Below are 23,873 nucleotides of genomic sequence, written 5' to 3' on the forward strand. Positions count from 1 at the left end.
CTTTAAAGTAACAGCAATGTCAGTACGTCATGCACACGTGGGACTTGTCGCAGCAATCGTGCTCGGCATGTTCTCCGGGTGCGGAGGACCGGACGGCCCCGAGCGTGCGGAAATTCACGGACGGGTGACCTTTAACGGCGAGCCCGTGCCTGTCGGCCAAATCGAATATCGACCGAACGTTGAAAAAGGCGGCTCCGGACCACAGTCGCTGCTCTTCATCAAGGACGGATACTACGAATCAGCTGGAAAGGGTCCCGTTTTGGGCCCCCACACAGTTAAGATCACAGGCTACACCGGCATTCCAAAGCCGTTTCTGGATCAGGGCGAAGAGCTGTTCCCCACCCACAAGGATGAGGTCGAAATCACTTCTGGAGACCAGGAAGTTAATTACGACTTCCCGATCGCCGGCGAGTGAACATCGCAACCATTTTAGCGGCACACAGTTTTCCAGCCGTTTTGACACTGGCCACGGTCCTTCACAACCGTGCCTAGTGCGTTGGCAAGCGTAAAACTCGGGGTTGGCAACTTGGTGTGTTGCTGAGACACTTCCGATACAAGGAGGTGACTCATGAACAAGAAGTATATCGTTCGGCTGAGCGAGGAAGAACGGCAGACGTGCCGAGATGTGATTAAGAAGCTCACGGGGACTTCGCAGAAAGTTCGTCGCGCTCAGATTCTCCTGAAGGCAGACGCAGATGGTCCTGCCTGGACGGATGAGAAGATTGCTGATGCTTTCAATTGCAGAGTGCAGACCGTCGAGAACATCCGCAAACGTCTTGTGACGGAAGGATTCGAGCGTGCGTTCGAAAGAAAGAAACGGGAAACACCGCCGACTCCACCGCTGCTCGACGGAAAAGGCGAAGCGAAACTGATTTCAATGCGACTTGGTAACCCGCCCGCCGGTTATGGAAAGTGGACGCTTCGATTGCTGGCGGACGAACTGGTGGCTCTTGAGGTTGTCGATTCGATCAGTCGCGAAACGGTCCGCAAGACGCTTAAAAAAACGGGATGACGAAGCGGATGATTGAGTACTGGGTGATTCCACCGGAAGCGGACGCAGAGTTCGTTGCCAACATGGAAGAAGTTCTGGACGTGTACGAACGGCGTTATGATCCGAACTATCCTGTGGTTTGCATGGATGAGCAACCGGTTCAGTTACTCAAAGAAACGCGTGTTCCCATCAAAGCGACGAAAACTCATGGCAAGCGTGTTGACTATGAGTACGAACGTAACGGCACAGCCAGCATTTTTATGTTTGCTGAGCCGCTGGCAGGATATCGGCAGGCCACCGCACGTCCCCAGCGCACGAAAGTTGACTGGGCTTTGGAAGTGGCGAATCTGCTCGACACCCGATATGCGGACTGCGAATGGATCACATTGGTGATGGACAATCTGAACACACATACGAAAGGTGCGTTCTACGAAGCATTCCCGCCCGAGCAGGCGCGAAGTTACATTCAACGAATCGAGTTCTGTTACACACCGAAGCACGGCAGCTGGCTCAACGTCGCTGAGTGCGAACTAAGTTGCATGAGCAGTCAGTGTCTCAATGGTCGCAGGATCGGCGACCTGGAGATCCTTCAATCCGAAATCGGCGCGTGGTCACAGAAGACGACCGCCAAACAGCGGGATGTCGACTGGCAATACAAAATCGACGACGCACGCCAAAAACTAAAACGACTCTACCCAATTATTAAGACTTGACCACGCACTAGCGCCAAAGCGGCTGGTGTGCTATGGTCGATCAGGCCGCGTAGCCCGTTGAAGCGATTGCGGCGAAATCATCCACTCCATCTGCATCTGCATCTGCGTCGTTCGCATTGTCGAACGTTGTCACCCGCCCGTTTCTGCTAAAAGTAACTTCGCTGAGGACTTATTCGCCATGCGGCTCATCATCTTTCTATGTGCGTCCATCGCGTGCCAAAATGTGTTTGCTCAGGCGACTCCCAGCGTGAAGTCGTCACCGGCCAGCAAGACGAACTCTGCAGCCGCAGAGCTGTTTGCCGATGAAAATCTGACGGCATGGCTTGTGATCTTTACGGATGCGAAGAAACGCACTCCTGAGCAACGTGCGAAGATGGTGGCGGATCTGGGCTTCAAGAAAGTCGGATTCGAAGCGTTCGAAAAGTACGTTCCGATTCTTGATGAGCAGATGGAAGAAAATGAAAAGCACGGATTGGAAACCACCTCTGTCTATTTCGTGATGAAGACAGAAACACCAAGTGAAGAACCTCACGTAAAAGCCATTTTTGATGTTCTGAAGAAGCGAAAGGCCACGCCGGAAATTTGGGCCATGTTCCCGCGAGGCGCATTCAACGATGCGCCGCAGGAGCAACGGGTCGAAAAGATGATCGTGGCCTTTAGTGAACTTGCCGAACACTGCAAAGCCGCAGGCTGCAAACTGGCTCTTTACAACTACGGATCATGGTTTGGAGCGGTCGACGTACAGCTGGCCATTATCGACGGCGTCAAGGAACGCACGGGCATCAAGATCGGCACAGTGTTGAACTTCCACCGAGGTCACCAGCACATGCCTGACTTCCCGGAAGCTCTTCAAAAGATGCTGCCTCACCTGGTGATGGTGAACCTGAACGGCATGAACCAAAAGGACGCCGGTAAGACCGGCGGCGGCGCCAAAATCCTGCCACTCGGCGACGGCGACGCGGAATTGACGATGATGCGTCAATTGGCTGAATCCGGATATCGTGGCCCCATTGGAATCATTGACCACCAGAGCGGTGTTGACGCGGAAGTGCAGCTGAAGGCGAACCTGAAAGGCCTGGAAGAGCTTCGCAAGAAGCTGTGACCATCTGCTTCGCTGGAAACGCGGCAGTCACGGCATAACCGCACAGCAAGGTCACGTCGTTCGGCGCCGCCCGGACGCTTCTGTCCACGACCGTAACCGACTCGCAAGGTCTTCGGTAAGTGCATCAGCCGAGCAGCGCCAGGTCCAGTTGCCTTGTGCTTCGCCTGGTGTATTGATTCTCGCTTCGCTGCCGAGCCCCAGTATGTCCTGCATCGGGAGGATGGCTGTATCGGCTGCCGAATTTAAGACGGAACGGACGAGTTCGACATGGACGCTGTCGGGGTCTCCGGACAGAAACCGATTGAGTATTGCGTCTGTGCCGTCCTGCTTACGTTTTGCGTACCACCCCATCACGGTGTCGTTATCGTGAGTGCCCGAATAGCCGACGCTGTGGTCGGGCCATGCGTCGGGCCGATGATAGGGGTCGCTGTCGTCTTCGTAGCCGAACTGCAGGACTCGCATACCAGGAAAGCCGAGTCGGTCGCGAAGCCAGTGAACTTCGTCGGTGATTAACCCAAGATCTTCCGCCACGATTGGAAGGTCCCCCAGCGCCGCGCGGGCAGCTTCAAACGGAGCGTCACGGGGGCCGGTGATCCATTGACCGGCGATCGCATTTTCAGCGTTGGCTGGAATTTCCCAGTAGGATTCGAAGCCGCGGAAATGATCGATTCGCAGGATGTCGAAAAATTCGAATGCCTGACGAAAACGCCGAATCCACCATTCGTAACCGGAATCTCCGATGCGATCCCAGCGGTAAAGCGGGTTCCCCCACATTTGACCAGTCGCGCTGAAATAGTCCGGCGGCACTCCGGCAACAACCGTCGGACGCCCTGCATCGTCGAGCATAAACAAGTGCTGATCCGTCCAGACATCCACACTTTCGTACGCCACGAAAATCGGCATATCGCCATAGATCTGCACATCGCGTTCATGCGCGTAAGACTTCAACTTGCTCCACTGATCTGCGAAGACAAACTGCTGGAACTTTGCAAATTCGATTTCATCGGCGAGCTTGCTGTCGACGTCGGCCAATGCAGCGGGCGTTCGGCGAATCAGTTCCGCGTCCCACTTCGACCAGTCAGGATCACCAAAGTCGTGTGAGAAGGCGTCGAACCGAGCAAAGTCGATCAACCATGCCTGATTGCGTTCGCAGAAGTCCGCATACTGCAAATTGCGGGCATGATTTTGCTGCTGCCGAAACGTATTGAAGGCCAGCTTCAACAACGGCAGCTTTGTCGCCCGCGCCAAGTCGTAGTGGACTCGATCCTTGCAGGTGTCTTGTGGAACGGCAGCGTCCGCTAATTGTTGCGGCGTCAAAAGACCGTCGGCGACCAGCAAGTCGCAGCTAATCAGCAGTGGGTTACCGGCGAACGCTGAATAACTACTGTACGGCGAATCTCCCAGCGCCGGCGGCCCAAGTGGTAACAGCTGCCAAATGGTCTGCCCGGCCGACTGCAGAAAGTCCACGAAGCGATATGCACTGGCACCTAAATCGCCAATGACCGTGCTGGCATCCGAAGCACCAGCCGATGACGAAGGCTCAGCGGGCAGGCTGAATACCGGCAGCAGTACGCCGGAAGAACGTGGAAATCTCATACGATGGCTTCAGCTAATTCAATGGCTTCACGTTCCAGATCTCGTCTGCATACTGCTGAATTGTGCGGTCGCTGGAGAACCAGCCGCTGGCCGCCGTATTCAGGATACTCATGCGATTCCAATCCTGCTGATCGGTGTACGCTTTGTTCACGGCCTTTTGTGCGTCGATGAAGCTGCGGAAGTCTGCGATGGTGACCCATGGGTCGTGGGGGTTCCGCAGTCCCGACGTCAGAACGCTAAAGATGCCTGGTTCCGTCGGATTAAAGTGGCCGCCTTCCAGCAAAGTCAGCACTCGTTCAACATCCGCGTCGCCCGCAATAATCGCATTCGGGTCATAAGCTTGGCGTGTCTTTGCGACTTCGGCGGCCGTCTGACCGAACAGGAAAAAGTTCTCTTTGCCAACCTGCTCGCGAATTTCGATGTTCGCTCCGTCCAGCGCACCGATCGTTAACGCTCCATTCATCATGAACTTCATGTTGCCGGTGCCGGACGCTTCTTTTCCGGCCGTCGAAATCTGTTCAGACAGTTCAGTGGCCGGGCAGATCACTTCCATTGCAGAAACCCGGTAGTTTGGCAGGAACACCAACTTCAACAGTTCGTTGGCTTTGGGTTCATTATTCACGACGTTGGCAACATCGTTGATCAGCTTGATAATCAACTTCGCAATGTGATAGCCAGGAGCGGCCTTGCCACCGATCAGGACGCAGCGAGGCACCATGTCTGCCGTATCGCCCTGGCAGATGCGGTCGTACAAATGAATGACATGCAGCACGTTCAACAACTGCCGCTTGTATTCGTGAATTCGCTTCACCTGCACGTCAAACAATGCGTCCAGACCAAAATGGACTCCGGTACGCTGTGCGACATAGTCGATCAGAGCCGACTTATTGTGGCGTTTGACGGCCTGCCAGCGAGTTCGAAACGAAGCGTCTTCGGCGTATGGTGCGAGGTCCGAAATCTTCTCCAGATCCGTTTGCCAGTCGCTTCCGATGGTTTCAGTCACAAGGTCACGCAGGCCCGGATTGCAGTGGCTAAGCCAGCGTCGTTGAGTGACTCCGTTGGTCTTGTTGTTGAACTTTTTCGGCCACAGTTTGTAGAAGTCGGCAAACAGGCCGGACTTCAACAATTCGGTGTGCAGCCCAGCCACGCCGTTCACAGAAAAGCTACCGACGATGGCCAGGTAGGCCATGCGCACATGAGGATCGTGGCCACCGTCGATCAGAGACATGCGACCGTAGAGTTCCGGCTGGTTTGGAAACTTCTGCGCCAGTTCCTTCATAAAGCGAGCGTCAATTTCGCGGATGATATCCATCAGCCGTGGCAGCAGGCGGCCGTACAAAGACACCGACCAGCGTTCCAAAGCTTCCGGCAGCAATGTGTGATTGGTGTACGCCATGCAGCTTGTCGTGATCTTCCAGGCCTTGTCCCAACCCAAACCGTATTCGTCCATCAGCAGCCGCATCAACTCAGGAACGGCACAAGCGGGGTGAGTATCGTTTAGCTGAAAACAATTCCGCTCACCGAAGTTCGTGAAATCTTTGCCGTACTGAGCCACCCAGTTATGAAGGACGTCCTGCAGGCTGGCAGAGACCAGAAAGTACTGTTGCTTCAGACGCAGCTCTTTGCCGTTTTCGCTGGAATCGTTGGGGTACAACACCATCGAAATCTGTTCGGCCAGATTCTTCTGAGCGACAGCTTCGGAGTAGCCGCCGGCGTTGAATTCTTCCAGGTTGAATTCAGCCGTAGCCGACGATTTCCAAAGCCGAAGCGTGTTGACGGTCCCGTTACGAAAGCCTGGGATCGGCATGTCATACGGGACAGCCAGAACGTCATAGCTATTCGCCCAGCTTCCGTATGGCTCTCCGTTGGCGTCCACTCCGTATTCTGTGTTGCCGTAAAAGTGAATGCGCCGCGAATCTTCGGGTCGCGCCAGTTCCCATGGATTGCCACCACGCAGCCAGTGATCGGGATCTTCAACCTGCCGACCGTTTTCGATCCGCTGATTAAACATTCCGTATTCGTAGCGAATTCCATAACCCACGACGGGCAGCTTCAGGTTGGCACAGCTGTCCAGAAAACAGGCAGCCAGTCGACCGAGTCCGCCGTTGCCCAAACCGGCGTCATGTTCCTGTTCGGCCGCTTCTTCCAGTGTTGTTCCGTAAGACTGCAGTGCATCACGAACAGAATCTTCCAGGTCGAGATTCAGAATGGCATTGGTCAGCGAGCGGCCGATCAGAAACTCAAGCGACAGGTAGTAGACACGTTTCCGCTCGGTGCCGTCCATTTTCTCCTGGGTATCGTTCCATTGAGCGATCAAACGGTCGCGCACGGAAATCGCCAGAGCTCGGTACAGATACTCCTTATTGACTTCTTCGTGATGATGTCCCAGCGTGAAGTTCAGGTGACGGTAAATTTCCTGATCGACTGGGCCAAGACCAGCTTCAGTGTTCGACATGTCGGTATGAGCCTGCGTTTTCGGGGATGAGTTGGGCATATCGAGCGTTTTGTTTGTAGTGAGAAGACGTGGCGATCCGAGGCGAAAAATAGCAGGTTTCCCCCGACTCTAAAACGCCAGGCTGTACTGCATCGGCTGCCAAATCCCGCGTTTCCCGCGAATAGGGTTTTCAATGAACGAAAAAAGCCACTCGAAGATTGCTCTTCGAGTGGCCAGCGGGAATCGTGTTGCGAATCCTCAGGTGCGGTGCTGTCGATCCACGCGCGGTTTAGATGTCCAGCGTCAGACGGGTGAGCCGAATACTCGCATACCCGACCTTCCGCTTCCGTTCTACAGCGAATTTCGCTGACTTATGGCCGCAGAAAAAGCGGTTCGGACTATGAATGCTGCATCACACGAGCCCGAACCGTCCACAACAAAAGGGAAACTGTTCTAGTCGCCATCGATCAACAATCGAGCCGGTGGAACTCGACCAGCCAGCACGGCAAAGGCCGCTTCCAGTTGAGATTCCATTTCAGCGTTGGAAGTGCCTGACGCAATATGAACATACTCGCCGCCGGTCAGCGAAGCGATTGCCGACATCAACGTCGTGTCCGCTCCGTCACCCACAGAAATCGTGTGGATGATGTATCCGGCGTCGTACGCTTCTTTGGCCCGCACAAAGGTGTGCATGGCAGCTTTCCAGTTTCCATCACCGTTTCCGCCGCCGTCGTAGCTGCTGTCAAAGACGACATCCGCTGTTCCGTCGCCGTCGAAGTCTGTGATGTCGTTCCAGCTCCAGCCGTTTGGCAGGTCGTCCGAATCCCAGCCATTCGGATACTGGTTGGACTGACCGTCGGTCATCAGCAGAATGGCTTTTTGAGCACCATACCGGCTTTGATCGTCCAACAGACTTTTTGCATCTTCGAGGGCGTAGCCGATACCGGTGGAGTTGTTGTAGTGAGCCGCCTGCTTGTGACGTTGGATCGTATCGATGTCCATCACTTCTTCGGTCAGGTGGTTGTCACCCAGGTCCACAGTGACACCGGCACCGTCGTCCCAGAGTCCTGTTTCGATGCGAGCGTTCGTTGCGTACGTCACGAGGCCCAGGTGGTCGCCGTATCCCAGGTTATCAAGGAACGTTGCCAACATAGTGACTCCTTCTTTCATCGCATGATGCGGATAGATCGGAGCTCGCCACAGGTCTTCTGACTGGTTGTTTCGTGTCTTTTTATCAATCAGATAGTGCATCAGCGTTCGGTATCCGTATTTCTTTTCGTAGCCCCAGGTGCTGAGGTTATTCTTGGTGAATTTGATGTAGTCTTTCCACATCGCTTCGCTTTCTTGTTTCGTCGGCTTTCCTTTCAAAGTCCCATTCCCATCTTTTCCTTCCTGTGGAAACGGAACATACGATTCTTCAGTTTCGTCGCCAGTGATCACGATCCATTCAGCGTCATTGCCGTAGCCGCCCATCGAACTAACGTTTGAGGTCTTCGGGCCGAATTGCCATCCACCCTCATTTTCAAAGTCCCAGAGCGTAACGGTAAACCCCTGGGGAACCTTAAAAGAATTGATGTCGTCATCAATGTTGCCCCCCATGGTATTCAGGTTGTAGGTTCCAGGGCCAAGTTCGACCAACAGCGAGCTGTAATTATCGTAGTCATAGAACCTGACGAAATCTGTACTGTTGTCGCTGTCATTGTCAGCGTTGCTGTTTGAGCCATCATCATTTCCGTAACTGCCGTCGAGGTGTAGCTGATCAAAGATGGTGTCGGTGTCGCCGCTGGAAATGGACACTCCTTCATAGCTGTTGATGGCGCCAAATCCTTCCGTCGGAAACTTCTTAGTGAGCGTGTCATCACTGAAACGCACATCTGAAGCCACCAGAGCGTCCCAGATATCATCCAGCCCGTCTTCAACAGCCGTTTGACCAAGTCGGTTTACAGTTTGTGACCGGAAAATGCTGTCGAACATCATCGATCCGGAATAGTCCAAAACAGCAACCATGTCGCGCGATTCAATAAACGCAGATGCATCCGCAGAGATCGCCTGAGCACGTTCGCCGGTGACGGGTGCGAAGATCAGCGGCAGCTTGGCGTCCGCCGCGGTCGGATCCGAGTTGGTTTTACGGATCTGTACCTTGACCAGGTTATACGGCGGCGTCCCCCACGTTTCCGTAAAGTTCACGCCGTCCTGAGCCAACACTCGCGTCCCCAGAATCACGTCCTGAGTTTTGTCGACGTAGAAGCCGTTCATACTGACGATTTCTTCTGCCATGTTTCGAGCAGCCGTGGCGGCCGCCGCCTGAACCTCGCCGGGATCATCAACGCCATCGAGTCCTGCCTGTCGAATGGCCACGACAATTTCCTGCACAGCCGCCAAAGCGGCCGCATCAGCGGTCGACTGCATGCGAGTCTTGGTGACGGTGATCATCCCCAGATCCACCGACATTCCGACAAAAGTCATCGCTCCCATCAATGCAATGATGGCGAGCACAAAGAACACGCCTTTACGGCGTTCCTCATTCAAACGCACAACGGCGTCATGGATTCGTGAATGTTTCATAGTTTCCTCTCACACGGTCGGGTCAAAGTTGTATTGGTGCGGCATAGGATCGAAGCATGTTCCCCTGACGTAAAAAATGCTGCTTCGAACAAGTTTTACGTTCCCAGGACCTGGCTAATGAGCCAGCCCTGCCCCCATGCCGGCTCGCATGATCAATCTTGCGTTCACGTTGGAACCACCCAAATAGCGATTGGGCCAAAGACTGATTTGAGAATACGGCAACGACAGTTCGATTTTGATTAGCTTAAGATTGTTGTCAGGGTCGGTCAGGTCGAAGTTTTCTCCCTCGTCGTCTCCATCCGCATGGATCACGCTGACGGTCAACTGGTCACCAGGAAGTCCAGATGCCGTCACAAAGTTTCTGAGGTCTCGCACCAATTTCGCGTTGGGTGTGTCGTCATCAGCCACGATATAACGCCAGTCCATGCTGGCCAGGCGGCCGGCTTCGCGGACGGCTGACTGCATGATCGTGCTGGCTCGCAAAGCTGTTCCCATTTCAATGGTGCCCAGCACCAAAACCAGCAGCATGGGCGTGACAACGGCGGCTTCCAGAGCTGCAACACCGCGACGCTTTTCGCCGCAACGTCCGACACCACGACGTTTTTCGTCGTGGTGGGCTCGAGCTGAATTACTTATTAGTCGTTTACCGATCATCGCCTTGCCTATTCCTTTCTCATCACGGACTGGCCGTACAGGTTCAGGCCACGGACCCAGCGAGGGCCCAGAATGCCAATCTGGTGATACGGCACCTGAACGCGAACCAGAAACAGACTGCGAGGTTCCAGATCTTCAATGTTGACGTCAGGCAGGTCGTCGTACGAAATGTCGCCAGCATCCAGTGCGACATCATCAAACGAGCTACCGTCCTTCACCCAGATTTTGACGTCGTCAAGGTCGGCATTGATGGCGGCGCCCAGAATATCCTTGGCCGTTTTCTTGACGTCGGCCGTCGTGCTGCCATCACCGACTCCCAGGCGAGCGGCTCGGCGAGCGGCCGAATTCATCGTGTGAATGGTCATAAAGCAGTGACCAAATTCGATGAACGCAAACAGCAGCAGAAAGAAGATCGGCAGCACGACGGCTGTCTCCACGAGGGCTGTGCCCCGGCGGTTTTCAGCGTCGGCAGTCGAATGTATTTTGCGGGTGATGAGCCGCATGGCTCGGGTCCTTAGGCGTGCGTCAGTGTTTATGTTCGCGACAATCGCCCGATCGAAATTCGGACAGTATCGCACACCTGAAGCATAGGACCGCGAATTTGGGATGCAGGGCGAACGTATCTGAAGCGACGTCAGATGACACGTTCGCGTTGCCGGACGGCAACATCGGTTGTTGCCAAAATGCAACACGAACCAATGGGTCTGCGAGAATTCTGACTTCGCGAGGCATTCCGACATCATTTGACGCCGCGAAAGCACGCAAATGGCCGTCAATTTCGTCTCCGGCCGGTCAAACCAGTGCCGGACAGAACGCTGACGACAATTGGAACGGCGGAAGCGATTGTGACGATTCGAAGACGCACTTTTCCGCCAAATTCACCCGCCAGAGCCGTAGCAATCCGGCGCAACAAGAAAGAGCACCGGGAATATGCTTCCCGGTGCTCTTCGTATTGTTATCGCAGATTCTGTCAGGCAGTGAACCGAATACTATGGTCCGCCAGGTGTTGCTCCACCACCACCGCCGCCGCCGCCACCACCACCACCACCAGCTGCACTAATGCGAGGGGTTGGCAGGCTTTGGTTATACAAATCGTTGATCGCCTGCACTTCGCTGGCCGGGCGACTATAGTCACGTCCTTTGCGAAGCGTCACAGGAATCGATTCTGTTCCACCTGTGATTTGAGCCACCATTTGCTGTACGTTTGATACTCGCACATTGTCGATGTCGGCGTTGTAGCTGGACTGCACAAAGACAGTGCGATGCGCATTTGGTGTGATTTCCATGATGTCCACTAACTGCAGTTCGCCAGGCACGTTCAGCGATTGATCTGAATCGAAGTGGCGATCATACAGCGTCGTACCTTCCTGCCAGCCATTGTTCAGCTGGGAATTGACGATGCTGCGAACGTAGTCACGTTCCTGGCACACGTATGGCAAGGGCCAATAGTGAGCCGAGTGGTACGTGTGGCTGAATTGCTGCGGCGGCACAGTGGGCCGAGGCTGCACAGGCCACATCTTGCCCTTCTTGCATTTCTGGCGCACCCCCGGCGGCAGCATGGCCTGTTGAGACCACCAGTCTGCCGAGCCCGCGTGCGAATCGCACTGAGCCTCTTCAGAGCCAACCAGATCAGCAAGTGGGCCCGTGGCACATCCACTGACTGTCCCCAGAATTAGTGCGGCGATAACGCGGCGGCCGGAAGTCCTCATGGCCTATCCCATCCTTAGATTTGTTGGCGATCATTCCGACGCAGACAAATGACGCTTCACAAATTTGCCGCAAGCAGCGACGCTTCGTGATGCATTCTTACGTCCGGTCATCATACTTCTTCGGACGTCGGCCCCTACGGCTAACCCGCAATCATGACGTTTCGAAAAATCACTTGCCTTCCAGCTTGTGCCGCCATTAACTCTGACGACAATTTGCCTGTCCTGCCCAATACGCACGACCGGCCCCTAAGGCATTCACGTAAGCTTCAGCCCAGACAATCATTCATAAACCGGCATTTTCCGCCGCTTCTTTTAAGTCTCCCTGACAATGATCTTTCTTCTCGATAACTACGATTCGTTCACCTACAACCTCGTGCAACGAATCGGCGAAATCGATCCATCAATCGAAATCCGCGTTGAGCGAAATGATCAGACGTCGATCGATGCGATCGAAGAACTGCAGCCTGAACGCATCATTATTTCGCCAGGCCCCTGCACGCCTTCCGATGCCGGGATTTCCCGAGACGTCATTCGCCACTTCGGACCAAAGCTACCCGTGCTGGGAGTCTGTCTCGGGCACCAAAGCCTGGCAGACGTGTACGGCGCAAAGGTCGTGCGAGCCGAACGGCTGATGCACGGCAAGACGTCTGAGATCGAACACGACGGGACCGGAATCTTTACCGGCCTGCCGAACCCGTTCACGGCCACTCGATATCACAGCCTCATCGTGCCGCGAGAAACCATTCCTGATTGCCTGCACGTGACTGCGTGGGTGAACGACGAAAGTCACGGCTATGAAGTGATGGGCCTGCAGCACAAAGAATTCCCCGTCCATGGCGTGCAGTTTCATCCGGAAAGTTTCCTCACCGAAAAGGGCTTCGACCTGCTTCGCAACTTTCTGACGGTGTGAGCTGACTGCCCCGCGTTCGTGAGACCAAGCCACTCAGCGGCTAATGGTCTTGCTGATCTGCCGCGACAACTTCGCGCGGCAGCAGCAGAGTTTCCAGGCTGGTCGCCAGGTACGGTGGCACCGTCATCAGCATCCGGCTGCCTCGTGAATCCACGAACTTCCACAGCGCGCCGTCCTGGCCTTCCGGCACGTTGACGCTGAAATATCCTGCGGCGTCCAGTGTGCCGAAGTCGAACTGCAGATTGCCTGCCCCATCAACCAAGCGTCCGCGGGTGCTGTCACTGTATCCGCCCACAATTGATGTCCCTTCGGGAACGTAGAAGTACAGGTCCCAGCGGCCGCCCAGACGCATAGGTTCGTCTAAAGTCGAACGCACGGTCATCGGCAGATCGTCGGGCCAGACGACCTGAGTCATGTCGCTCCCGTCATTCCATTCGAGGCGGTGCAGGCCCTGATGCGGACTGCGCAGAACCACCGAACGTGGCTCCCCATCCGGAGGTACGCTGTCGTCCGTGGCGACCGCTTCCAGACGGACCTCCTGATCAGAATGCAACGCAAACCGAACTGGCCCGCGGTCTCGGTAGTGAGCGATCAAACCGCCGGTGACCTGCAGCGTGATCTCGCGGGCGTCCTTCGGAAGCCACGTGAACACCTGCTGCCGACCTCGATTGCGATTGTCGTATCGACCGGGTTTGACGGGAGCGAGGCCGAGTCTCGTTGCTGGAACAAGATCCGCACTGAACACCCTGGCATCGAAATTCAAAACGGTCGGCTGATTCGCGGCGATGCCGGCTTCCAGAATGTCGCGAAGTTCCGCGTCGTCGAATGGCCGACTACTCTTCCACGGATTATCCGCTTCCGGCACGCTGTAGTTGGCCTGTTCGGGCACCGTCACAGAACGATCGCGAAACCGATCTCGATGGCACAAAGCGACCGTCGACAGCAACATGCGATCTCGAATGCGATACGCGTGTCGCCACACCTGTTCGAACAACCGCTGGCGATCCTTGCCGGAAGCCGCTCGATATTCGCCGTACAATTCCAAATACCGGACATACAAGACCAAGTCGTTCAGTCGAGCCAGCACGCGTTCGTCGGTTGTGGCTGTCGTGGCTTCCTGAAGTTGCCGGTAGAGCCGAGCGACAACATCTTCATGAGACCGTACGGAATCGTGATCGAGATTCAGCAGGCGATAGAATTCCCGCATCGGTTCATGGGCCGTCGCGAAGGCCTTACTCAGGAAGTCGTCGATCAATGCATCCACCCGTTCGGCATTTTCGACATCCCACAGCAGTTGCGGAGTGAGCCAATAGCCGAGTCCGTTGGCGCCCCAGCTGTCCATGTTCTCCGAATTCATAAATCGAGCACCGTGTTCGTAGAACCACGGGATCGTGCGAGTCAGGTAATCGATTTGCCCACCGCGAGCTCGTCGCGGCGCGTCGTGACTCCACGCAAACACATCGTGATAATCGCGAATGCCAAGGACGGCTTCCTGGCTCTGCCAGCCAGACACCAGTTCTTCCACCGTATAGCCGCCGCGAATAAAGGATGTCGCCACGCTGATCACAACGCGGGGATGAGCCTTGATGTTTGGCGGCGGACTGTGATCGTTGTACGCATACATGCCCACATATTTGGGTCCGAGTTCCAACTTGTTAATGGCGTCAGCCGCTTCGTTCGCCAGCGTCAACGCACGATCGCTGGGACTACCCATCGCTGCGCACGCGTCGCATTCGCACCACCCGCCGCCGTCTGACGGGTCCATCGAAATGCTGTCCTGTGTAGGTTTGGCCTTTATCTGAGCCACCGCGTCAGCCACAACAAGTTTTCGCAGTCCCGGATTACTAACGCAGAACTTCGCGTCGCCGCCCGTCGGTCTTTCGTCACCAACCAGTGCGAAGTATTCCGGGTGTTCGGCAAACGCCTGTTTGTTGCGACGACGAATGCCACCATAAGCGTGCCCAGTGTTTAGGACGAACGACGAATTCATCCGATTGCGTTTCTGCCATCGCCTGACCAGTTCGCGATCAGACCACGGAGCACCCCGCGGCGCCTGGCGCGTGATGTAATCGGGGCGCACAGTCGTATTCAACGCCACATCGATCGTCGCCTTTTGCGGTACGACTTCCCACGTGTCGGTAAGAAAAAACAGGCGATACCCCTGTCGATGCAGGAGGTCCCACACGGCACATTCCACAGCCGCCGGCGTTGTACCAATCAAATACAGACTCTTATCGAAGGTCCTCAACAGGAACTGATCGCGTTGATCAGCGTTCAAATCGAATGCCGTGTCGAAGGGCAGTTGCGGAAAGTCAGACAGCGTCCCGACAAAGATTGCCGCTTCCACAGGTTCTGTGCGAAGCTGGAACGATCCGCCGCTGATACGAGACAACGTGTCCGCCAGCTCCTGAGCCGCGACACGAACCTCGCCTGCCGCGTCCGGCGACACAGCAATGGGCAACTGAGCCTGACCATTAACGGCGACGCTCACGCGAACCGCATCCGCAGCAGCGTGTGGTCCGGACAAGCAAACGGCCGCAAAAAAAGCGAATATTAACGTCAGTCGTTGCATGGTACGTAGCTGCCAGGGTGAAGAGTGTTCGTCACAATTGCGAGCGTACCATTCTGACGGTAGCAGAGTGCGGTGACCAGCGCCACGTAGCTTTGGAAATCTTGGTGTGATCGAAAATTCAACAGCGCGAGTCAGCCAACGTGTGCTGCTCGGATGATCCAGTCGGGTTGAGGCCTGGACGTGGCTTAGCCACCGCAGCAACCGGCCATGCTTTAACCTGGTTCTGCAGCAGTGCTCACATCAACGTTCCCGTCATATCGATGAACACTTGCCACGATTTGTTCTTCGAATCCGTAAATCTCTTCCAAGCGATCAATCGGGTTCCGAGTCTCATTCTTGTCGGCGTCGAACATGCCCAGGTACTTCTTAGAACCATTGAAATGCAATCGGCAAATTGGTTTCCTGTTGTTGTCGTCGAGCAGAACCCCACAGTAGCTCTTCGTGTCCCGCATTACGACACGTTTGATGGGAATATGTTTTGCGAGGATTGCTCGAACAATGTGAAATCCCTCAACCTCTTCTGCCGTTGTATCGATCCCATCATCAGGGCCGGCGGGGTCTGACGTTTCAGAGCGTTCCGCTTCAGCGTCAACACCCTGCAAGGCAGACTTGAGTCGATTGCTCAGTCGCTCGTTGATTAAGTCCCGAAAAGCTGACTTCACAAGTGGCCTGAATTGCTCGCAGACGCCTGCTGTGAACCTACCTTCATAGATTTGCGACGTTAGGTGTCTCACCAAATCGTCTGATGGCGATTCAACCTCAGCGGCAAGGACTGCACTGAGCTGTTGTGTGAACTTCAGCTCAGTTGCGTTCGCGAGAATGTTCTCCAAGTTGAAAACTGACTTCGCAAACTTGCTAAGTTCCGCAACATCGCGGGCGTCGAAGTCGTCCAAGTCAAACTTAAAGAACGCCTTCGTGTCCATCTTGTTGGGTGAATCGAGATCAGTATAGAACCAAAAGTGTTGGCCGTTGGTGAGCACAGCAAACCGTGCAGCAGTTACTCCGAAGTAGCGGTAGAGTTGTGACGCATGTTTGAAGTCGAGCTTGGTGTTGATGCCTTTGCACTCAAGAAGAATCGTTGGCTCACCGCCAATAACAATTGCGTAGTCTACCTTCTCGCCCTTCTTTACGCCGACGTCGGCTGTGAATTCGGGGATCACCTCGGTCGGGTCGAATACGTTGTACCCGAGCGCATTGATGATTGGCATAATCACGGCATTCTTAGTCGCTTCTTCTGTTCCAAGGAGTTCCCGCTGGGACTCCAAGCGTGAAGAAAGCCGCGTAAGCGTATCGAACAGTTCCATTACCCTATTCCCAAACCAGATAAGATGACATTGCAATTTGATCGAAGTGTATAGCGGCTTATTTCATTGTTTGCAAATTTAATGCGCCACATTTCCACCAGCCACTTCTCTTGCTCGTCCGGCACATTTCTCGTTTAGACGCTCAAGGACCGCAGCGACGACGCTACCGCGTGACATATCTAGCGCGCAGACACGGAACCACGGTCAACAGGTAGTAGCGAGGACGGTGCCGAGATAGGTGTCTATCCACATAGCTCAAGACACAGATTAACTGTCACAATATGTAAAGACTTGTGAACATCTGTGGCCATGTCTCATGCTCCGTACATTCGTGGCGCGGAGATTCCACGTCCGTCCTTCACAATCCGGACAAACGGCGATTAGTGTCCAGCCCGCGTTCTAACAAAAACGCTTTGTTGGCCGTACCGAACATCCGTCAGCGCAGCAAACTCTCAGACGCTCTCCTCTATTCCGCTTGCGGGTCATGGATTTCTTCCATTCGCTTAAGCAGCTTCGAGTGCAGTTGCTTGACGATGGCTTGATTCGCCGGCTCGTCGATCACGTTGGTCGTTTCTTCCGGGTCTGTTGTCAGGTGGTAGAGTTCGTCGCGTTCTGGATGCATAAAATCGCGAACAAGTTTCCATTCCGGCGTTCGCAGACAGCGCATGTGAGTTCTCGTCTGGTGCTTGGTCGAATACTGTGCGAACACTTCCTCATCCCAGTCCTTCGCCTTGCCGGTCAGCAGTGGCTTTAGGTCTCGACCTCGCAACACGCTGTCTTGCGGCGCTTTAGCGTTTGCGATGCCGATCATGGTGGGGAACCAGTCCAGTTGCGTGATGCATGTTTTCACCGTGGAACCCGGCTTGGTGACACCCGGCCAACGAATCGCTGTGGGCACCTTTAGCGACGCGTCGTACATGTTGGGCCGCTGGCCTTTGGGTATGTTCTTCGTGCCAGCGGGCAGAGCATCCTTTTTCAGTATCCAGTGACCGTTGCCTTTGTGCCAAATACCGTTGTGGCCCATGTTGTAACCGTGATCGGATGTGAAGACGACAACCGTGTCGTCCGCCAGCTTCAGATCATCAACCGTCTGCAACAGGCGGCCCACGTTGCGATCGACGCCTCGCACGCTGGCAAGATATTCACGCGTCATTCTGGCAAGACGCTGTTTGTCCAGCCCCGGGTAATCGGGATGCGGGAAGTCTGGCTTCAGGTTCTCAAACGGAGCCCAGTCTTCCGGAGCCACAGGCAACCAGCGTGCATGGGGAGCTCGAAAGTGCAGCACCAACAGAAACGGTTTGTCGGTCGGGCGGTCGTTGAGGAATTCAATCGCATGGTCGGCCAGGATGTCGGTCGTCAGGCCTTTAAACTTCTGGTCGCTTCCGTCCTTTTCCAGCGTGGGATTGTCAGGAGACCACCCGCCCCCTCGATGCCCCATAAAATAATCGAATCCTGTTTGCGTGGGATGATGGTGGTCCAACAGCCCGAGATGCCATTTTCCGACAAGACCAGTGTGATAGCCCGCGTTGTGAACCGCTTCGTACCATGTGGACGTGGCCGGATCGAGACCATGCTCCGGCTCAACTTTCGGATTCAGCCAGTCTGTGATCCCGACTTCGGAACCGTATAAACTGGTGGCGAGGGACGCTCGCGACGGGCTGCAAACCGGCGTGACGACAAACGTATTCGGTAGATACGTGCCCTGCTTGAACAGCTTATCCAGATGCGGCGTATCCGCGTGCGTAGCTCCTTCGAAGGCACCAGTCGCCCAGGGAGCCTGGTCGTCGGTCATGATGAACAGAATATTTTTGCGAGGTTCGTCGGCGACGACGAAGGAACTGGCTAAAGCCAAACAGACCAGGACGAAGATTTTCATGTCAGTACTTCCTTTGTTACGTTCCCATGGACGTTGGTAAGACGGCGATCGAGACCGTTGTGATACCTTGTCAGTTATTCGTGATCGAAGCCGAGCAGCTGCAGAACTACCGCATAGCAGTCTCACACCGTTGTGGGATTGATGGCGAATTGGGCATGCGGAAGTTTCGTTACGTGTCCTCCAGAATTCGCTGCGTCTTTCGCAATCGCTTTCGACGTGCTTTCTGGTTGAGCCGTTTCATGAGCCATAACCCACTGAGCGTCATACCGGCGACGGCAGCCATCAGACAAATTGCGAATACGTAACCGTACTTCCATTTTGTTTCCGGCATGTTCATGGCGGAAACACCAGGGTCGAAGTTCATGCCGTACACGCCCGCAATAAAACTCAACGGGATAAACACGCTGGCCATCACGGTTAACAGCTTCATCGTTTCGTTTTGATTGAAGCTAATGTCGGCAAAACAATAGTCTCGCAGGTCCGCCGCCAATTCGCGCGTTGTGTCGGTCGCGTGCAGTACCTGCGACACGTGATCCGAACAGTCTCGCAAATACACATGCGTGCCTTCGGTCATTTGAGTCGTGTCGCGCATCAGAATCGAAATCACTTCCTGATGCGGCGTCACAACGCCCTGAATCATGAACAGGATCGTTCGCAAGCGTTGCAGCACCGCTACGGAATCGACAGACGGTTCTCGCGACAACTGCTGTTCGACCGCGTCCAACCGCTCAGAAATTTTTGCCAGCACCGGAAAGTAGGCGTCTATCACGGCGTCAAGAATCGCGTACACAAGATAGTCGTGTCCACGCTCACGAATTCGACCGTGTTTGTTTCTGATACGATTACGCACGGGTTCCAGGCAGTCGCCCGAGCGTTCCTGAAACGTGATCACAGCGTGACCGCAGACCACGATGCCAATCTGTTCGGTATCGAAGCCACCCACGATTTCAGGCATCCTCGCCACAATAAAAAGCTGATCGTCGTAGCTCTCAACCTTGGCTCGTTGATGAGGATTGACGATGTCTTCCACCGCCAGGCGATGAATACCAAAGATTTCCCCCACCTGTTTGATCACTTCCGTATCACGCAGGCCATCAACGTTGACCCAAGTGATCGACGATCGTGCGGCGAATTCGCTGACGTCGGTGGCTTTGCGAATTTCCACTTCTTCAAGTGTGTCGGCGTCGTATTGAATGACTCGAATCCGCACCGGCATCGCGTTCGGGTCACTACTGAATTCGCCCGGCACCGCCCCCGGAAGCTTACGTCGAGCAAGGTCGATAAGCTGGGTGGCGATCCATCCTGGCCCATGAGCTTCCTTCGCGGCAGCACCGTCCGCACCGACAAGTTCCGCGGCCATCGTTGTTGCGGCATTTTCAGTCACAGTTTGATCCATTCGATTGATTCTGAGTGGTGGCCGCAAAGTCCGCGATCATTTGGCCGGCCCCCGCCGAAAATGCCCCGCGACTCATCACACGCCCCAATCCGGCTTGCTGAGCGGCCTGCAGCTTCTGTGCGTGAACGTGAGGTCCGTAGGCGACGGCCGTTTTACGGACATCATCCGGCAGTCGGCTTGCGAGGTCGGCTACGTCTAGCCCTGCCAGGCCGAGATCAACGAGCAACAGTACGTTTGTTTGTTCCTTCAGCAGATTTTCGACGTCTGCTGGTGTCGAGGCCGAACGAAATTCGCAACCGGAGGTCGCCGCATGACCGCTGACAGTACTGCTGAGCATCAGGTCGCTGGCAAGCAGGACGACGGTTCCGGGCGTTGGAGGGCTATCAGTCACAGTGGCTTTCGTATTTCAAACAGATCCGGTCAACCACCCGTTTTATCGGAACGCGGTTAAACCAATGAATTCTTAAACTCACTCGTTACACTTGATGACTACAACTAACAGTATGACTAGGATTATGCGAACACTTCGGCCGTGGGCCGCTTGTCGAATTGCTTCAGGAAAAGAAACGATGATGAAAACTGTGTGTCAAATGGTTGTTCTCGCGACCGTCGTAGCGTCCTTCGCATCCGTTCAGGCGGAAGACGCCTGGACAACGTTGTTCGATGGAAAATCATTGGACGGCTGGTCAATGGCGGCTCATGGAAAAGCCGAGTACAGCGTAAAAGACGGCACCATCTATGGCAAGACGGTCGAAGGCAGTCCAAACAGCTTTCTGAAGTCGGACAACGAATATGGAGACTTCGAACTTCAATTCGAAGTGAAGGTCCACGACAGCCTGAACTCCGGGTGCCAAATTCGATCGCGTGAAAAAACGGAAGCCGACCTGGACGAAGAAGAAAAACGAACCGGCAAGCGTCCGAGTGGCGGTAACGGCATCGGCCGCTTTCACGGACCTCAGGTTGAAATCGAGGCGGGCCCCGGTCAGGCGGGCTACATCTATGCCGAAGCCACAGGTCGTGGCTGGGTGTCAGAACCACCCAAAGATCCGTCGCATTCGCACAAACACATGAAGAACGGCGAATGGAACAAGTTTCGAATTGTGGCGAAGGGGCCTCGACTTCAAACATGGATCAACGGCGAACCAGTCGGTGACCTGACACACAAAGAACTGTATGAGACTCATCCGAAAGGCCACATTGGTCTTCAGGTTCACGGCATCGCCAAAGGCACTGGCCCATTTGATGTGGCCTGGCGAAACATTCGGATTAAAGAGTTGAAGAACTGAGCTTCGGAGATTCCTGTTCCAATACGGCGGCCACGATTGGGTGGCCACCGCGTTGTATGCAACCCAACCGAAATCGCCTGGCTCTGCCCGTTAATTGATGAGCGGCAACGCGCTAGCCGCCGGTGGAACGAAAAACCCGCGGCTAGCAGCTTGCGGCTCACGAGTTCCTTGCCAAACTTCGAATGACGGCACAGAGCCTGGCCTTTCCGCAACCTATGTCACAACAGATCACAACACTGCTGTCGCCCGTTAAACGTCGATTACGTTGGCGCAATATTCATTCGCGCACTGCGATCGGGGCTGCTGTGAGCGGCGCGTTGTGTCTGTTGCTGGGTTTTCTGCGCATTACTATTGACTGGCCAGAGACAACAGCACCGCAAACCGCTGGACTATTCGCGATCGTATTCTGCAGCGGGATCCTACTGGGAGCGGTCTGGGGCATTGTCGAACGGCTGGGCTGGAAGTTAGCGGCGGCAGAAGTCGATCAGCACTACGGCTGGAAAGATCGAACGACAACCGCTCTACAGCTAAGTGGCAATACTTCAGCACCGTTGGCGAGACTGCAGGTCGCAGACGCGGTCAATCATCTTCAAACGGTGAATTCCGTTGAGGTTGTACCTTTGCAAATGCCCCGCGCCATACTTTGGGCTGCTGGCTGTGCAGTCGTGGCCATCGGGACCGTGCTACTGCCGAACGCGAACCAACCACTGAAGGCTGCGGTGACCGTACGTTCTGCCAGCGTGAAAGAAGCCGCAACGGAAATCCGTGACCGCATTGATGAAATCGACCAACTCGCCGAAGAATCGGGTCTGCAACCGCTGAAGGATCTGGTCGTCCGATTGAAACGCGACCTGACGAAGCTGGATCAGCCGGACGCTGAAGTTCGCGAATCGCTAAAAACCATGTCTGCCATGCAGCAGAAAATGCAGTCTATGATGTCAGAATTGAACATCGAAGCCATGGATGCGTCGCTCGCCGATGTGGCCGACGCATTGGACACTGCCAGTGCATTCAAACCTGCGGCGAATTCGTTGAAACAGCAAGCTCTGGCCAAGGCGGCGGACGCTCTGCAAAACGTCGACGCCGAGAATATTGACCGGACAGAATCGCGTCCGACAGCAGAAAAACTTTCCGATGCGGCGTTGTCGGCAAAAGAGAAGGGGCTGAAAAAGCTAAGCGAATCACTGGACGAACTGGCCGAATCGGTGAAAGCTGGCGATGCCGCAAAAACGGCTGAAGCTTCAGAGAAACTGGCCACAAAAATCAAGACGCATGACCTGGCCAAGAGCATGAATCAGATGCTCAAAAGGAAATCCGACCAGCTGGCCGCAGCCAAAACGAAGTTCGCAGCCAACAGCAATAGCGAAGGCAACGGCGCGGCAGCGGATGCTACCGGGCTGAACCTGGTCAAAGGCAAATCCGATAGCCAAAGCGGCGCGGCAAGTCGCAAGGCCGGGGCGAAGGCGGCTGGCAATATTGATGGTGAGAAGACTCGATTGGACGGCCAAAAGCAGATGGCGCGGCTGACGGGACAACTCACGGAAGCAGGCGATTCAGACAAAGAAACGATCGCCGGAGAAGCCAGCGAACAACAGGCGCAGCGGTTGGCTCAGGAAGCCTTCACAAAGTATCAGAAGATGTCGGAAGCCGTGCTGGAACACGAATCCATCCCGCCCGGGCATCGGCAGACCATTCGCAAATATTTCGAACTGATCCGTCCGGAACCCGGGGCGGATGAATCCGCTCGTTAAAGCCGCCGTTACTTTAATCGCTCACGCCCGCCGTCGGATGTACGTTGAACAATCGAGTGCTAAAATGAAGTCTGCAGCATGGTTGCTGTTTGCTCACCAATCCGTTTGTCCCCCGAAGAAAAAGCTGAGAGCTCAAAATGCCGTTTGTCAGTCCTGTTGCCGAAGCTGATGCCGTTGACAAAGCCGTGCATGCATTTTCTCGAATCAAGGAGGTTCTTGGTGTTGAAGAAGTGCCTGAGATCTTCCGCTACATGGCGAACGTGCCTGCCTTCGTTCACGACTTCTTCATGAACTTTCGCAACTTCGTCCTGTCTGAAGGCAAGCTCGGTGAGAAACGCAAACTGCTGATCGCCTTCGCCGTGGCAGGGCAGGCGGGATCTCAAACATGGATCTCGTTCCTGAAAGAGTTCGCGGAATCGAAGAACGTTTCTCAACAGGAATTGACGGAAGCATTGGCCGTCGGCTCAACCAATTCCATGTACAACGTGTTGTTCAAGTTCCGGGACATCAGCGGCAGCGACGTGTTTGAAGGCATGGGCGTGGGGCTGCGAGCTCACACGTTTCAGAATACGTCGCTGGACGAAGAAACCGTCGAGCTCATCAACCTGGCTCTCAGCGACATCAACGCCTGCAAACCCTGCACGTCAGCTCACGTGGCCAAAGCGCGAGCTCTGGACGTCGCGGACGAAGCCGTTTACGAAGCGATCCAGTGCGCAGCGACAATGATCGCCGGCACGCAGTTTCTGCGATCCATCGGCGTAAACTAGCTGGACAGCGCCATGTTGGTGCGAATGGTAACCCGAAGTGTAAGCAAGGGATCGTGTTGCGACGAATACCTCGCTTATACTTCGGGTTACCAAAAACACGGCCCAGTGCCCAAAGGTGGAGCTGTCCAGCTAGTCACATGTCAGCCAAGTCTTGACGCAGTGTGCCACTGGGCACACATCAATTCTTGACAGACATGGCACGGATCGCCGCTGACAGCAAGCACGAAACGCCTGTTCCTCGGCCCCA

General features: G+C 54.9%; 19 protein-coding genes and 1 pseudogene. 8 read left to right on the forward strand and 12 right to left on the reverse strand.

Features of this window, described 5'->3' with window-relative positions; translation table 11 throughout:
- The first annotated feature begins 16 nt into the window (after nucleotides 1–16).
- The 4 genes from Fuma_RS16155 (at nucleotide 17) to Fuma_RS16170 (ending at nucleotide 2,806) form a co-directional block, all read left to right on the forward strand.
- The gene (locus tag Fuma_RS16155) at nucleotides 17–415 is read left to right on the forward strand and encodes a hypothetical protein (protein WP_145944208.1); all 399 of its coding nucleotides are present in this window, start codon (nucleotides 17–19) and stop codon (nucleotides 413–415) included.
- A 153-nt stretch (nucleotides 416–568) separates the two neighbouring features.
- On the forward strand, nucleotides 569–1,012 hold the full coding sequence (locus tag Fuma_RS16160; protein ID WP_077025036.1) for a helix-turn-helix domain-containing protein: 444 nt from the start codon (nucleotides 569–571) through the stop codon (nucleotides 1,010–1,012).
- Nucleotides 1,009–1,704, forward strand: coding sequence for an IS630 family transposase (locus tag Fuma_RS16165; protein WP_077025037.1), 696 nt, complete (start codon nucleotides 1,009–1,011; stop codon nucleotides 1,702–1,704). Before Fuma_RS16160 ends, Fuma_RS16165 begins: the two co-directional genes overlap by 4 nt.
- Nucleotides 1,705–1,882: 178 nt before the next feature.
- Complete coding sequence (locus tag Fuma_RS16170; protein ID WP_077025038.1) at nucleotides 1,883–2,806, forward strand: sugar phosphate isomerase/epimerase family protein; 924 nt, start codon at nucleotides 1,883–1,885, stop codon at nucleotides 2,804–2,806.
- A 51-nt stretch (nucleotides 2,807–2,857) separates the two neighbouring features.
- On the opposite strand, the gene malQ is transcribed toward Fuma_RS16170, so the two are convergent.
- The 6 genes from malQ to Fuma_RS16205 all read right to left on the reverse strand — a co-directional run bounded on the left by malQ (nucleotide 2,858) and on the right by Fuma_RS16205 (nucleotide 11,764).
- Entirely contained in the window at nucleotides 2,858–4,402 is a 1,545-nt protein-coding gene (gene malQ / locus Fuma_RS16175; RefSeq protein ID WP_077025039.1) for a 4-alpha-glucanotransferase, read from the reverse strand.
- Nucleotides 4,403–4,415: 13 nt separating this feature from the next.
- Nucleotides 4,416–6,896 (reverse strand): glycogen/starch/alpha-glucan phosphorylase, encoded by a 2,481-nt coding sequence (locus tag Fuma_RS16180; RefSeq protein WP_077025040.1) that lies wholly within the window; start codon nucleotides 6,894–6,896, stop codon nucleotides 4,416–4,418.
- 393 nt (nucleotides 6,897–7,289) lie between these two features.
- Nucleotides 7,290–9,401 (reverse strand): vWA domain-containing protein, encoded by a 2,112-nt coding sequence (locus Fuma_RS16185; RefSeq protein WP_077025041.1) that lies wholly within the window; start codon nucleotides 9,399–9,401, stop codon nucleotides 7,290–7,292.
- 114 nt (nucleotides 9,402–9,515) lie between these two features.
- Nucleotides 9,516–10,055, reverse strand: a complete 540-nt coding sequence (locus Fuma_RS16190; RefSeq protein WP_077025042.1) for a TadE/TadG family type IV pilus assembly protein — start codon at nucleotides 10,053–10,055, stop codon at nucleotides 9,516–9,518.
- A gap of 8 nt (nucleotides 10,056–10,063) precedes the next feature.
- Nucleotides 10,064–10,558: a TadE/TadG family type IV pilus assembly protein gene (locus tag Fuma_RS35310; RefSeq protein WP_158521030.1), complete on the reverse strand. Its 495-nt coding sequence runs from the start codon at nucleotides 10,556–10,558 to the stop codon at nucleotides 10,064–10,066.
- Between the two features lie 486 nt (nucleotides 10,559–11,044).
- Entirely contained in the window at nucleotides 11,045–11,764 is a 720-nt protein-coding gene (locus tag Fuma_RS16205) for a hypothetical protein (protein WP_077025045.1), read from the reverse strand.
- Nucleotides 11,765–12,092: 328 nt separating this feature from the next.
- On the opposite strand from Fuma_RS16205, the gene Fuma_RS16210 reads away from it, so the two are divergent.
- The gene (locus Fuma_RS16210) at nucleotides 12,093–12,674 is read left to right on the forward strand and encodes an anthranilate synthase component II (protein WP_077025046.1); all 582 of its coding nucleotides are present in this window, start codon (nucleotides 12,093–12,095) and stop codon (nucleotides 12,672–12,674) included.
- Nucleotides 12,675–12,714: 40 nt separating this feature from the next.
- Here the strand turns inward: Fuma_RS16210 and Fuma_RS16215 are convergent, their stop codons facing one another.
- The 6 genes and pseudogenes from Fuma_RS16215 to Fuma_RS16240 form a co-directional block, all read right to left on the reverse strand.
- Nucleotides 12,715–15,165: a DUF4838 domain-containing protein gene (locus Fuma_RS16215; RefSeq protein ID WP_218922460.1), complete on the reverse strand. Its 2,451-nt coding sequence runs from the start codon at nucleotides 15,163–15,165 to the stop codon at nucleotides 12,715–12,717.
- Between the two features lie 293 nt (nucleotides 15,166–15,458).
- The gene (locus Fuma_RS16220; protein ID WP_077025048.1) at nucleotides 15,459–16,550 is read right to left on the reverse strand and encodes a type I restriction endonuclease; all 1,092 of its coding nucleotides are present in this window, start codon (nucleotides 16,548–16,550) and stop codon (nucleotides 15,459–15,461) included.
- Between the two features lie 466 nt (nucleotides 16,551–17,016).
- Entirely contained in the window at nucleotides 17,017–18,426 is a 1,410-nt protein-coding gene (locus tag Fuma_RS16225) for a sulfatase family protein (protein ID WP_077025049.1), read from the reverse strand.
- Nucleotides 18,423–18,572, reverse strand: a pseudogene (locus Fuma_RS36640) (DUF1501 domain-containing protein); the annotation flags it as partial. The pseudogene Fuma_RS36640 and the gene Fuma_RS16225, both read right to left, overlap by 4 nt.
- Nucleotides 18,573–18,595: 23 nt before the next feature.
- Entirely contained in the window at nucleotides 18,596–19,810 is a 1,215-nt protein-coding gene (gene corA, locus Fuma_RS16235; RefSeq protein ID WP_158521032.1) for a magnesium/cobalt transporter CorA, read from the reverse strand.
- Nucleotides 19,803–20,213 (reverse strand): hypothetical protein, encoded by a 411-nt coding sequence (locus tag Fuma_RS16240; RefSeq protein ID WP_077025051.1) that lies wholly within the window; start codon nucleotides 20,211–20,213, stop codon nucleotides 19,803–19,805. Before Fuma_RS16240 ends, corA begins: the two co-directional genes overlap by 8 nt.
- Before the next feature lie 178 nt (nucleotides 20,214–20,391).
- Here Fuma_RS16240 and Fuma_RS16245 point away from each other — a divergent pair, with 178 nt between their 5' ends.
- From Fuma_RS16245 to Fuma_RS16255, 3 genes are all read left to right on the forward strand, one after another.
- On the forward strand, nucleotides 20,392–21,108 hold the full coding sequence (locus tag Fuma_RS16245; protein WP_077025052.1) for a 3-keto-disaccharide hydrolase: 717 nt from the start codon (nucleotides 20,392–20,394) through the stop codon (nucleotides 21,106–21,108).
- Nucleotides 21,109–21,290: 182 nt separating this feature from the next.
- Nucleotides 21,291–22,859, forward strand: coding sequence for a hypothetical protein (locus Fuma_RS16250; RefSeq protein ID WP_077025053.1), 1,569 nt, complete (start codon nucleotides 21,291–21,293; stop codon nucleotides 22,857–22,859).
- A gap of 137 nt (nucleotides 22,860–22,996) precedes the next feature.
- Nucleotides 22,997–23,626 (forward strand): carboxymuconolactone decarboxylase family protein, encoded by a 630-nt coding sequence (locus Fuma_RS16255; RefSeq protein WP_077025054.1) that lies wholly within the window; start codon nucleotides 22,997–22,999, stop codon nucleotides 23,624–23,626.
- Nucleotides 23,627–23,873: the final 247 nt, after the last annotated feature.

The sequence above is a fragment of the Fuerstiella marisgermanici genome, assembly GCF_001983935.1.
Lineage (GTDB): Bacteria > Planctomycetota > Planctomycetia > Planctomycetales > Planctomycetaceae > Fuerstiella > Fuerstiella marisgermanici.